The sequence below is a fragment of the Micromonospora sp. WMMC241 genome, from assembly GCF_027460165.1.
GTDB classification, from domain to species: domain Bacteria; phylum Actinomycetota; class Actinomycetes; order Mycobacteriales; family Micromonosporaceae; genus Micromonospora; species Micromonospora humi.
Map to the genome: position 1 here is coordinate 5,676,752 of NZ_JAPZBF010000001.1, position 11,653 is coordinate 5,688,404.

Here is an 11,653-nt window from a genome sequence, read left to right on the forward strand (position 1 = left end):
GGCAGCTCTCCCCGGGGTGTTGAGCGGGGCCCCTTCCTCTACCGAATGCGTTAAGAGGGGGCCCCGCCTTTCACCGCACGCTGCGGGCGAACTGGCGGGCGGCCCAGACGACGCCGGCGACGGCGAGCACGGCGATGATGCCGAGCCCCTGCCAGACGTTGTCGTTGCCGAGGTCGCCGTCGAAGAGCGCGCGGGTGCCGTCGACCGCCCAGGAGAACGGGTTCCACTTGGCCACGCCCTGCAACCAGCCGGGGGCGAAGGTGAGCGGCAGCAGGATGCCGGAGAGCAGCAGCACCGGTTGCGCGACGGTGTTCATCAGCGGGGCGAGCGCGTCCTCGCTCTTGACCTTGAGCGCGACGCCGTAGGAGACGGCGGAGGTCATCAGCGCGATGAGGGCGAGCATCAGGTAGGCCAGGAGCAGGTAGCCGATGAAGACGCGCAGGTCGAACAGGAGCGCCAGCACGGTGATGATGACGGCCTGGGCGATCAACGAGACCACGTCGCGCAGGGAGCGGCCGAGCAGGAGCGCGAGGCGGCTGACCGGGGTGACCCGGGAGCGTTCGATCACGCCGGCGCGCAGCTCGGCGATCAGGCCGAAGCCCTGGAACAGGCCGCCGAAGATGGCCAGCAGGACGAGCAGGCCGGGCACGAAGATCTTGTAGGCGGCGGCCTGCGTGGGCGCGTTCAGCGCCGGCTTGAGCAGCGGGGCGAAGAGCAGCAGGTACATCACCGGCTGGAAGACGCCGACGAAGACCCAGACCGGGTTGCGCAGCAGCAGCTGCGCCTGGCGCTGGAAGATCAACCAGGTGTCGCGGGCGAGTTTCATGACAGCTTCTCCGGGGGTCAGGACTCGCGCAGCGAGCGGCCGGTCTTGGTGAGGAAGACGTCGTCCAGGCTGGGGCGGTGCAGCTCGATCGAGCGCAGCTCCAGCCCGGCGTGGTCGAGGCGGCGCAGCACCTGCGGGATGGCGACGGCGCCCTCGTCGACGTAGAGGCGCAGCCCGCCCTCGTCGACGGTCTCCAGCTTGCTCACGTACGCCTCGGTGTCGAGCAGCTCGGCGGCCTGCGGGGTGGTCGCGACGTCCAGACCGACGATCACCACCTCGCCGGAGATCTCGCGCTTCAGCTCGGCCGGGGTGCCCTCCGCGACCACCTCGCCATGGTCCATGATCGCGATCCGGTCGCAGAGCGCGTCGGCCTCGTCGAGGTAGTGCGTGGTGATGAAGACGGTCATGCCCTCGGTGCGCAGCCGGCGGATCTCGTCCCACATGTGCGCGCGGCTCTGCGGGTCGAGGCCGGTGGTCGGCTCGTCCAGGAAGACGATCTTCGGCTCGTGGATGATGCCGAGCGCGATCTCGACCCGCCGGCGCTGGCCGCCGGAGTAGGTCTTGCACTTGCGGTCGGCGTACTCGCTGAGTTGGAAGGCGTCGAGCGCGCGGGTGGCGCGCCGGTTCGCGTCGGCCTTGGAGATGCCGTAGAGGCGGGCCTGGAGCACCAACTCCTCGCGGGCGCTGGACTCGTCCCAGGTGCTGCCGCCCTGCGGCACGTAGCCGATCCGGCGGCGCACCCCGGCCGGGTCCTTGAGCAGGTCGGCGCCGGCGATGGTGGCCTCGCCGCCGTCCGGCTCGATGAGGGTGGCGAGCATCCGCAGGGTGGTGGTCTTGCCGGCGCCGTTGGGCCCGAGGAAGCCGAAGATCTCCCCCGCGGCGACGTCGAGGTTGACGCCGCGCACCGCGTCCACGGTCTTCGTCTCGCGACCCGCGCGGGAGCGGAACGACTTCCGCAGCCCCCTGGTCTCGATCATTTTTGCTCCTGGTCGTCCGGGCCGGAGGTGCCCGGCCACCGGTCAGCGGTTCGCGTCGAGGCTAACGCGATATAGCTCTTTTGGTCAACGTTGATTATTTCGTGTCACCGTCGGTCCAGCCGGACCAGCCCTCCGCGCGCTCCATCCCCGCGGGCAGGTACGACACCCCGGACTCGATCCGCTGCGCGATCCGCTCGCACCACGCCGTCTCGGCCTCCGCCCGAGCCAGCCACAGCTCGAACATCCAGCCCACGTGCACCGGCTTGCGGGTGCGTACCCAGTCCGAGTCCAACGACGCGCGCATCGACTCGACGCCGGCGCGCAGCAGGTTGGCCCGGTTGCGCAGCGCCGCCGCGGCCTCGTCCCGGGGCATCGCCGGCAGGAACGAGAACGCCACCGCGAACGAGTCCGGCGACTCGTGGAGCTGCCACCACTGCGCCCGCAGCAACGTCTCGAACTCGTCCTCCCCCTTCGCGGTCACCTCGTACGTGGTGCGGGCCGGACGGGCGCCCACCTGCTCCACCGAGACCGTCCGCAGCAGCCCCTCGTCGGTGAGCTTGCGCAGCGCGTGGTAGATCGAACCGGGCTGCACGTTGGCCCACTTGTCCGCACTCCAGCTCAGCAACTCGCGGCGCACGTCGTAGCCGTGCACCGGCTGCATCCACCTGACCAGGCCCAGAATCATCATCCGCGTCGCCGACACCGGACAAGCGTAATAACCAAGTTTGACTACAGTGCGGCATCCCACACTGAGCGATCGTTAGGGCCCGCATGCCGGCCGATACACTCCCGGCATCGACCTCCCGGGAGGAGCCCCAAGGTGCGCAAGGTCCTCATCGCCAACCGCGGCGAGATCGCCGTCCGCGTCATCCGCGCCTGCCGCGACGCCGGGCTGGCAAGCGTCGCCGTCTACGCGGACTCCGACCGGGACGCCCTGCACGCCACGCTCGCCGACGAGGCGTACGCCCTGGGCGGCGACACCGCGGCGGACAGCTACCTGCGCATCGACAAGCTGATCGACGTGGCGGCCCGGGCCGGCGCGGACGCCGTGCACCCCGGCTACGGCTTCCTCTCCGAGAACGCCGACTTCGCCCAGGCCGTGATCGACGCCGGCCTGACCTGGATCGGCCCCACCCCGCAGGCGATCCGCGACCTCGGCGACAAGGTGACCGCCCGGCACATCGCGCAGCGCGCCGGTGCCCCGCTGGTGCCCGGCACGCCCGACCCGGTGGCCGGCGCCGACGAGGTGACCGCGTTCGCCACCGAGCACGGCCTGCCGGTCGCCATCAAGGCGGCGTTCGGCGGCGGCGGGCGCGGGCTCAAGGTCGCCCGCACCATGGAGGAGATCCCGCACCTGTTCGAGTCGGCCACCCGCGAGGCGGTCGCCGCGTTCGGCCGGGGCGAGTGCTTCGTCGAGCGCTACCTGGACCAGCCCCGCCACGTCGAGGCGCAGGTACTGGCCGACCAGCACGGCAACGTGATCGTGGTCGGCACCCGGGACTGCTCGCTCCAGCGCCGGCACCAGAAGCTGGTCGAGGAGGCCCCCGCGCCGTTCCTCACCGACGCCCAGCGGGCCCAGATCCACGACAGCGCCAAGGCGATCTGCCGGGAGGCCGGCTACCACGGCGCCGGCACTGTGGAATACCTGGTCGGCGCGGACGGCACCGTCTCCTTCCTGGAGGTCAACACCCGGCTCCAGGTGGAGCACCCGGTCACCGAGGAGACCGCCGGCATCGACCTGGTCCGCGAGCAGTTCCGCATCGCCGACGGCGAGAAGCTGCGCATCACCGAGGACCCGACGCCACGCGGGCACGCCATCGAGTTCCGCATCAACGGCGAGGACCCGGGCCGCAACTTCCTGCCCGCCCCGGGCACCGTCACCGCGCTGCGGCTGCCCAGCGGCCCCGGCGTGCGGGTGGACACCGGCATCTCGGCCGGCGACGTGATCGGCGGCAACTTCGACTCGCTGCTCGCCAAGGTGATCATCGTCGGCGAGACGCGTACCGAGGCGCTGGAGCGGGCCCGCCGGGCGCTCGACGAGATGGTGGTCGACGGCATGGCCACCGCGCTGCCCTTCCACCGCCTGGTGGTCCGGGACGCGGCGTTCACCAGCGAGCCGTTCACCGTGCACACCCGGTGGATCGAGACCGGGTGGGACAACACCGTCCCGGCCTTCACCGCCACCGCCGGCCCCGCCGAGGGCCCGGCCGAGCGGGAGACCGTCGTGGTCGAGGTGGCCGGCAAGCGGATCGAGGTGGTCCTCCCCGCCGGTCTCGGCGCGGGTACGGCGGCCGCCGCGCCCGCCGCCCGGAAGCCGGCCCGCCGGGGCGGCACGGGCAAGGCCGGCGGCGCGGTCGGCGGGGACACGCTCGCCTCCCCCATGCAGGGCACCATCGTCAAGATCGCCGTGGCCGACGGCGACACGGTCGCCGAGGGTGACCTGGTGGTGGTGCTGGAGGCGATGAAGATGGAACAGCCGCTGCACGCGCACAAGGCCGGCACGGTGAGCGGGCTGGCCGCCGAGGTCGGCGCCGTCCTCACCGCCGGCGCCCCCATCTGCACCATCGAGGGGTAAGGCGGGGCCCCCTGTTAACGCCTCCGGTAGAGGCGGGGCCCCTTCTTAACACCTCGGGCGATGGGTGGTCTGGGCCACCAGCGGCGGCGGGGAGCGCCGGGAGCGGGAATGATGGCCGGGTGCGGTTCCTTCATGGCGCGGTCCCCGCGCACGACCTGACGTACAACGACGTCTTCATGGCGCCCAACCGTTCGGAGGTGGGCTCCCGGCTCGACGTCGACCTGTCCTCCGGCGACGGCACCGGCACCACCGTGCCGCTGGTGGTGGCGAACATGACCGCGGTCGCCGGTCGGCGGATGGCCGAGACCGTCGCCCGGCGCGGCGCGATCGCGGTGATCCCGCAGGACATCCCGATCGAGGTCGTCGCGAACGTGGTCGGCTGGGTCAAGCAGCGGCACCTGGTCCACGACACGGCGATCACGCTCGGCCCGACCGACACCGTCGGCGACGCCATCCACCTGCTGCCCAAGCGCGCGCACGGCGCGGTGATCGTGGTCGACGAGGGTGGCCGCCCGGTGGGCGTGGTGACCGAGGCGGACACCGTGGGAGTGGACCGGTTCGCCCAACTCCGGCACGTGATGTCCACCGAGCTGCACACGGTGCCGGCGGACGCGGACCCGCGTACCGGATTCGAGCGACTCTCGGCGGGCCGGCGGCGGCTCGCGCCGGTGGTGGACGCGGACGGCCGCCTGGTCGGTGTGCTGACCCGCGCGGGCGCGCTGCGCGCGACGCTCTACACGCCGGCGGTGGACGATCGGGGCCGGCTGCGCATCGCGGCGGCGGTGGGGATCAACGGTGACGTCACCGGCAAGGCCGCCGCACTGCTGGAGGCCGGGGTGGACACGCTTGTCGTGGACACCGCGCACGGGCACCAGGAGCGGATGATGCAGGCGCTGCGGGCGGTCCGCAAGCTCGACCCGGGCGTTCCGGTCGCGGCCGGAAACGTGGTCACCGCCGACGGGGTACGCGACCTGGTCGAGGCCGGCGCCGACATCGTGAAGGTGGGCGTCGGCCCGGGCGCGATGTGCACCACCCGGATGATGACCGGGGTGGGCCGACCGCAGTTCTCCGCGGTGCTCGACTGCGCGGCGGCGGCCCGCTCGCTGGGCCGGCACGTGTGGGCCGACGGCGGCGTACGCCACCCGCGGGACGTGGCGCTGGCGCTGGCCGCGGGCGCCTCGAACGTGATGGTCGGCTCGTGGTTCGCCGGCACCTACGAGTCCCCCGGTGACCTCTACACCGACGCCGACGGCCGGCGCTACAAGGAGAGCTTCGGGATGGCCTCGTCCCGGGCGGTGAGCGCGCGGACCGCCGAGGACAGCATGTTCGACCGGGCCCGGAAGGCGATCTTCGAGGAGGGCATCTCCTCGGCCCGGATGTACCTGGACCCGAACCGGCCGGGCGTCGAGGACCTGATCGACGAGATCGTGTCCGGGGTGCGCAGCGCGTTCACGTACGCGGGCGCGCGCAGCCTGGACGAGTTCCACGAGCGGGCGCTGGTCGGCGTGCAGAGCACCGCCGGCTACACGGAGGGCATGCCGCTGCCGACCAGTTGGTGACCGCTCAGGAGAAGAGTCGGCCGACCACCGCACGGGCGGCCGGCTCGGGGTCGGCGCCCACCCGGGACGGGAGGGCGCCGGCCAGCCACAGCTCGGCGAAGCCGTGTGCGATCGACCAGGCGGCCAGCGCGTCCTCGTCCGGTTCCCGGCCGGTGTGCCGGGACACCCCGCCGCGCAGCGCCTCCCCGGTCCGCTCCCGGGCCGCCACCAGGTCCGGGTCGTCGGGCCGGTAGAGGTCCGGACGGAACATCACCTCGAAGTGCGCGCGATGTCGGACCGCGAAGACGACGTATGCCACGCCGCTCTCCCGGAAGTCGTCGCCGGCACCCCGCAGCGCCTCGCCCAGCAGGTCGAAGCCCTGGGTGGCGAGCGCGGTGAGCAGCCCCGCCTTGTCACCGAAGTGATGCGCGGGTGCCGCGTGCGAGACGCCGGCCCGGCGGGCGAGGTCACGCAGGCTCAGCGCGGCGGGCCCGGATTCGGCGATCGCCTCCACCGCGGCGGCGAGCAGTGCGCGGCGCAGGTCCCCGTGGTGGTAGGAGCGAGAGGAGGTCATACCCCACCCTATCTTGTCGTTGACAAGATGGCACTCCACGAGGGAATCTTGTCAACGACAAGATGCTCCGTCGGAGGGAAGACCCATGGCACCCCTGATCGCACTGCTCACCGGCACCGCCGTGGCGCGCATCGCCGGCCTTCTCGGCGTGGACGCCCTGGACGGCTGGCATCCCGCCCTGCGCGTCGGCCTGGCGCTGATGTTCCTGCTCACCGGCATCGCCCACTTCACGTCCCGGCGGACGGACCTGGTCGCGATGGTCCCGCCGACGCTGCCCCGGCCCGACATGCTGGTCACGCTCACCGGCGTACTGGAGATCGCCGGCGCGCTCGCCCTGCTCGCACCGGTCACCGCGCGCTGGGCGGCGGCCGGACTCGCGCTGCTGATGCTGGCCATGTTCCCGGCCAACGTCTCGGCCGCCCGCCGACGACTGACGCTCGCCGGCCGGCCGGTGACACCGCTCGCCACCCGGACGGCGCTCCAGACCGTCTTCGTGGCCGCCGCGCTCGCGATCGCCCTGGGCGGCTGACCGCGCCCGCGACCCGGAGTCGGCGTCCGGACCCCGACTCCGGGCCTGCGCCCGGACTCAGACCCGGGCCGGTTCCGCTCCGGCGGGCGGGGCGTCGCCGATCGCCTCGGCGCGTACGCGCGGCAGGCGGAGGCAGGCGAGCAGGCCGATCAGTAGGAACCCGGCTGCGGTGAACGCGGCGTAGCGGGTGGCGTCGGAGAACGCCTCCTTCGCCGCCTCGGCGATCGGCGCGGTACGCGGATCGGCCGCCAGCCCGGTGATCGCCGCGCCGGCGCTCTCCTTCACGGCGGTGACCACCTGGTCCCGCCCGGCCGGGTCGAGTCCGGGCTGGTCGGCGAGCCGGTCGCCGAGGAGCCCGCCGAGGCCGGCGAAGAGCACGGTGCCGAGCACCGCGATTCCGAGCGCGGAACCCACCTGCCGGGCGGTGCTCTGCAGGCCGGAGCCCTGCCCGCTGCGCCGCACCGGCACGTCGGCCAGGGAGACGCCGGTGAGCTGCGCGGTGGCCAGGCCGACGCCGACGCCGTAGACGAAGAGGAACGCCACCGGCGCCCACCAGCGGGTGTCCGGCGCGACCACGAGGCCCAGCCCGGCGACGCCGACCAGCTCGGCGGCGACGCCGAGTTGCACCACCCGGGCCGCGCCCCAGCGCTGGGTGAGCGGCGCGCCGATGCCGCTGGCGAGGAAGCTGCCGACGGCGAGCGGCAGCAGCGCCAGGCCGGTGCGGAAGGCGCTGTAGCCGAGCACGTTCTGGAACCACAGCGGCAGCGCGAAGAGCAGGCCGAACTCGCCCAGGCTGACGATCGCGGCGGCGAGGATGCCGGTGCGGAACGAGCGGATGCCGAACAGCGACAGGTCGAGCAGCGCGGGCCGGCCGGCCCGGTTGCGGCGCACCTGCTGGGCCAGGAAGATCCCGAGCGCGGCCAGCCCGGCGAGCGCGGCCACCGGCACCGGTGAGATCGAGGCGGTCCAGTCCAGGCCGAACAGGCTGAACGGCCGTTCCCGCTGCCACCAGCCATAGGTGCGGCCCTCGATCAGCGCGAACACCACGCCGGTCATGCCGACCACGGAGAGCAGCGCGCCGAGCAGGTCGACGCCGCGTTCGGCGCGGTCGTCGCGGGACTCGGCGACCAGCAGCAGGGTGCCCACGATCACGGCGAGGCTGACCGGGACGTTGATGCCGAACGCCCACCGCCACGAGTACGTGGTGGTGAGCCAGCCGCCGAGCAGCGGCCCGAGCGCCGCCGCGCCGCCGATGGTGGAGCCCCAGACGGCGAACGCGATGCCGCGCTCCCGGCCGGTGAAGTTGGCGTTGAGCAGGGAGAGCGAGGTGGGCAGCATCATCGCCCCGCCGATGCCCTGCAACACCCGGGCGCCGATCAGCGCCTCGCCGGAGCCGGCGAGCGCCGCCAGCACGCTCGCCACCACGAAGACGCTCACCCCGGTGACGAACATCCGCCGCCGCCCGGACCGGTCGGCGAAGCGGCCGGCGACCAGCAGCAACGCCGCGAAGACCAGGGTGTACGCCTCCTGCACCCACTGCGCGTCGGTGGAGGTGATGTCCAGGTCCCGGATGATCTGCGGCACCGCGACGTTCACGATGGTGGCGTCCACGATGATCATGGCGACGCCGAGGCTGATGGCGAGCAGCCCGAACCAGCGTCCGCGCCCGTCGCTGCGCATGGCACCCTCCCCCTTTAGCTAGATTTTCTAGCTACCTGAGATGCTAGCTTTAACCCGTGGAGGGGTCGCCGTCAACCGGAGCGGCCGGGCCCACCGGCCCGCCGCCGAGCAGCGAGGCCGCCCGGGCACTGCGCGAGGTGCTGCGGGTCGCCGGGGACACCCGCGCCGCGCTGGCCCGCCGCCTCGGCATCGGCGCGACCGACGCCGCCGCCATCGACCACCTGATCTCCAGCCCCGAGCCGCTGGGCCCGGTCGAGTTGGGCAACCGGCTCGGCATCCGGTCCGCGTCCGCCACCACCCTGGTCGACCGGCTGGTGCGCGCCGGCCACGTCGCCCGCGCCCCGCACCCGCACGACCGCCGGCGGCTCAGCCTCCAGGTCACCGAGCACGCGGTCGGCGAGGTGCTGGAGGCGTTGCGCCCGATGCTCGTCGGCGTCGACCGGGCCGTCGCCCGGCTCACCCCCGAGCAGGCCGAGGCCGCCGCGGCGTTCCTGCGCGAGGTCGCGGACGTGATGCGCGACTACGTGGCGACCGCCCCGGACGAGCCGGCACCGCCCCGCCGCACCGGCGCCGACGGCGGCTGAGGCGATTCTCAGAAATTAGTTTGGGGCCTGATGGTTCGGGCGCTAATCTAGCGCCCGTGAACATGGGACCGCTCGTCCGCTTCCCCGACGCGCTGCAGCACGCGCCGCTCGGCCGGCTCGTCTCCATCGCCGGCCACGTCGTCGAGCAGCACTGGGGGCGCTACCTGGCCGAGCACCACGGCCTCACCTCCGCCGGCATGCGCGTGCTGATGATCCTGCTGCGCTCCGGCGACGTCACCCACCGCGAGATGGCGGAGTTGTGCTTCGTGCGGCCGGCCACCCTCACCGGCATCGTCGACACCCTGGAACGTGACGGCTTCGTCGTCCGGCGACGGAGCCCCGAGGACCGCCGCACCGTCCAGCTCACACTCACCGACAAGGGCCAGGAACACGCCCGCGCGATCATCGACATGATCCACAGCGACCGGCCGCTGACCTCGGTCGACGCCGACCCGGCCAAGCGTGCGGTGATCCGCGAATTCCTGACCGAAATCATCACCGGCATGTCCGACGGGGACCTCCGTCGGTTGAACCGGGACAGCGAGTCCGACACCGAGTCGCCAACGGGGAGACATCCGTGCTGATCCGCCTGCTCCGCACACACCTTCGCCCATACCGACGACTACTGGCCGCCGTGGTGGCGCTCCAGTTCGTCGGGACGATGGCCTCGCTCTACCTGCCCAGCCTGAACGCCGACATCATCGACCGCGGCGTCGCCCGCGGCGACACCGACCAGATCCTGCGTACGGGCGGGTGGATGCTGGTGGTCAGCCTGCTCCAGATCGCCTGCTCGATCGCCGCCGTCTACCTCGGCGCGAAGACCGCGATGGGCTTCGGCCGGGACGTCCGGGCCGCCATCTTCGGGCACGTCAACCGCTTCTCCGCCCGCGAGGTCGCCCGCTTCGGCGCCCCGTCGCTGATCACCCGCAACACCAACGACGTCCAGCAGGTGCAGATGCTGGTGCTGCTGAGCTGCACCATGCTGGTGGCCGCGCCGATCATGAGCGTCGGCGGCGTGGTGATGGCGCTGCGCGAGGACGTCGGGCTCTCCTGGCTGATGCTGGTCTGCGTGCCGGTCCTGGCCGTCGCGCTGGGCCTGATCATCCGCCGGATGGTGCCGGGCTTCCGGCTCATGCAGACCCGCATCGACACCGTCAACCGGGTGCTGCGCGAACAGATCACCGGCATCCGCGTGGTCCGCGCCTTCGTCCGCGAGCCGTACGAGACCGACCGCTTCCGGGTCGCCAACACCGAGCTGACCGCGACCGCGCTGCGCATCGGCCGGCTCCAGGCGTTGATCTTCCCGATCGTGATGCTGGTGCTCAACGTGTCAAGCGTCGCGGTGCTCTGGTTCGGCGCGAGCCGGGTCGACTCCGGTCAGATCCAGATCGGCGCGCTGACCGCGTTCCTGGCGTACCTGATGCAGATCCTGATGGCGGTCATGATGGCCACCTTCATGCTGATGATGGTGCCCCGCGCCGCGGTCTGCGCCGAACGCATCGAGGAGGTGCTGGACACCGAGTCGTCGGTGGTGCCGGCGCCCGCACCGGTGACCGAGGTCTCCGGCCACGGCGAGCTGGAGCTGCGCGGCGCCGGCTTCCAGTACCCCGGGGCCAACGCGCCGGTGCTGCACGACATCTCGTTCCGGGCCCGACCCGGCCGGACCACGGCGATCATCGGTTCCACCGGCGCCGGCAAGACCACACTGCTGACGCTGATCCCGCGGCTGGTCGACCCGACCGCCGGCGCGGTAGTGGTCGACGGCGTGGACGTGCGGGAGCTGGCCCCGGACGAGCTGTGGCGGCGGATCGGGCTGGTGCCGCAGCGGCCGTACCTGTTCAGCGGCACGGTGGCGAGCAACCTGCGCTACGGCAACCCGGACGCCACCGACGCCGACCTGTGGGCGGCCCTGGAGATCGCCCAGGCACGCGACTTCGTGACCGAGATGCCCGGCGGGTTGGACGCGCCGATCGCGCAGGGTGGTACGAACGTCTCCGGCGGCCAGCGGCAACGCCTGGCCATCGCCCGCGCGCTGGTACGCAAGCCGGAGATCTACCTCTTCGACGACTCCTTCTCCGCGCTCGACCTCGGCACGGACGCCCGGCTGCGGGCCGCCCTCAAGCCGGTCACCGCGGACGCGGCGGTGGTGATCGTGGCCCAGCGGGTCTCCACGATCGTCGACGCCGACCAGATCATCGTGCTCGAGGACGGGGGTGTCGTCGGGATGGGACGGCACGACGAACTGTTGGAGAACTGCCCGACGTACGCCGAGATCGTGGCGTCCCAGCAGACGGCGGGGGTGACCGCGTGAGCGCGGAGAAGAGCACGGCCGCCGTACCCCAGCAGCAGACGGCGGAGCCGAAGCGGCTG

The 11,653-nt window shown here is 72.5% G+C and carries 11 protein-coding genes; 6 read left to right on the forward strand and 5 right to left on the reverse strand.

The annotated features are described in order from the left end of the window. Nucleotides 1-70: 70 nt before the first annotated feature. The 3 genes from O7598_RS25590 to O7598_RS25600 form a co-directional block, all read right to left on the reverse strand. The gene (locus O7598_RS25590; protein ID WP_091060882.1) at nt 71-826 is read right to left on the reverse strand and encodes an ABC transporter permease; all 756 of its coding nucleotides are present in this window, start codon (nt 824-826) and stop codon (nt 71-73) included. 17 nt (nt 827-843) lie between these two features. Further along, a complete protein-coding gene (locus tag O7598_RS25595) occupies nt 844-1,803 on the reverse strand; it encodes an ATP-binding cassette domain-containing protein (RefSeq protein ID WP_269693804.1) in 960 nt (319 codons plus the stop codon). A 94-nt stretch (nt 1,804-1,897) separates the two neighbouring features. Next, complete coding sequence (locus tag O7598_RS25600) at nt 1,898-2,491, reverse strand: PadR family transcriptional regulator (protein WP_269694977.1); 594 nt, start codon at nt 2,489-2,491, stop codon at nt 1,898-1,900. Nucleotides 2,492-2,623: 132 nt separating this feature from the next. Between O7598_RS25600 and O7598_RS25605 the strand changes: the two genes are divergently transcribed. Together O7598_RS25605 and O7598_RS25610 are read left to right on the forward strand one after the other, a co-directional pair. Continuing rightward, nucleotides 2,624-4,378: an acetyl/propionyl/methylcrotonyl-CoA carboxylase subunit alpha gene (locus O7598_RS25605; RefSeq protein ID WP_269693805.1), complete on the forward strand. Its 1,755-nt coding sequence runs from the start codon at nt 2,624-2,626 to the stop codon at nt 4,376-4,378. A gap of 119 nt (nt 4,379-4,497) precedes the next feature. Continuing rightward, nucleotides 4,498-5,937 carry a GuaB1 family IMP dehydrogenase-related protein gene (locus O7598_RS25610; RefSeq protein WP_269693806.1) on the forward strand — a complete coding sequence of 480 codons (1,440 nt, stop codon included), beginning with the start codon at nt 4,498-4,500 and terminating at the stop codon, nt 5,935-5,937. Nucleotides 5,938-5,941: 4 nt separating this feature from the next. Here O7598_RS25610 and O7598_RS25615 read toward each other — a convergent pair whose 3' ends face one another. Next, a complete protein-coding gene (locus O7598_RS25615) occupies nt 5,942-6,490 on the reverse strand; it encodes a TetR/AcrR family transcriptional regulator (RefSeq protein WP_269693807.1) in 549 nt (182 codons plus the stop codon). A gap of 85 nt (nt 6,491-6,575) precedes the next feature. On the opposite strand from O7598_RS25615, the gene O7598_RS25620 reads away from it, so the two are divergent. After that, on the forward strand, nt 6,576-7,019 hold the full coding sequence (locus O7598_RS25620) for a DoxX family protein (protein ID WP_269693808.1): 444 nt from the start codon (nt 6,576-6,578) through the stop codon (nt 7,017-7,019). Between the two features lie 57 nt (nt 7,020-7,076). Here O7598_RS25620 and O7598_RS25625 read toward each other — a convergent pair whose 3' ends face one another. Further along, nucleotides 7,077-8,699, reverse strand: coding sequence for an MFS transporter (locus O7598_RS25625; RefSeq protein WP_269693809.1), 1,623 nt, complete (start codon nt 8,697-8,699; stop codon nt 7,077-7,079). A 56-nt stretch (nt 8,700-8,755) separates the two neighbouring features. On the opposite strand from O7598_RS25625, the gene O7598_RS25630 reads away from it, so the two are divergent. The 3 genes from O7598_RS25630 (at nt 8,756) to O7598_RS25640 (ending at nt 11,594) form a co-directional block, all read left to right on the forward strand. After that, nucleotides 8,756-9,283: a MarR family winged helix-turn-helix transcriptional regulator gene (locus tag O7598_RS25630; RefSeq protein ID WP_269693810.1), complete on the forward strand. Its 528-nt coding sequence runs from the start codon at nt 8,756-8,758 to the stop codon at nt 9,281-9,283. A gap of 62 nt (nt 9,284-9,345) precedes the next feature. Then, entirely contained in the window at nt 9,346-9,867 is a 522-nt protein-coding gene (locus O7598_RS25635) for a MarR family winged helix-turn-helix transcriptional regulator (protein ID WP_091060909.1), read from the forward strand. Next, complete coding sequence (locus tag O7598_RS25640; RefSeq protein ID WP_269693811.1) at nt 9,861-11,594, forward strand: ABC transporter ATP-binding protein; 1,734 nt, start codon at nt 9,861-9,863, stop codon at nt 11,592-11,594. The genes O7598_RS25635 and O7598_RS25640 overlap by 7 nt, the downstream gene beginning before the upstream one ends. Nucleotides 11,595-11,653: the final 59 nt, after the last annotated feature.

Bases quoted from the DNA above. Each gene is read 5' to 3' on its own strand.
- O7598_RS25600 (WP_269694977.1), bottom strand. From the start codon at position 2,491: ATGATGATTCTGGGCCTGGTCAGGTGGATGCAGCCGGTGCACGGCTAC.
- O7598_RS25595 (WP_269693804.1), bottom strand. From the start codon at position 1,803: ATGATCGAGACCAGGGGGCTGCGGAAGTCGTTCCGCTCCCGCGCGGGT.
- O7598_RS25625 (WP_269693809.1), bottom strand. From the start codon at position 8,699: ATGCGCAGCGACGGGCGCGGACGCTGGTTCGGGCTGCTCGCCATCAGC.
- O7598_RS25590 (WP_091060882.1), bottom strand. From the start codon at position 826: ATGAAACTCGCCCGCGACACCTGGTTGATCTTCCAGCGCCAGGCGCAG.
- O7598_RS25615 (WP_269693807.1), bottom strand. From the start codon at position 6,490: ATGACCTCCTCTCGCTCCTACCACCACGGGGACCTGCGCCGCGCACTG.
- O7598_RS25635 (WP_091060909.1), top strand. From the start codon at position 9,346: ATGGGACCGCTCGTCCGCTTCCCCGACGCGCTGCAGCACGCGCCGCTC.
- O7598_RS25620 (WP_269693808.1), top strand. From the start codon at position 6,576: ATGGCACCCCTGATCGCACTGCTCACCGGCACCGCCGTGGCGCGCATC.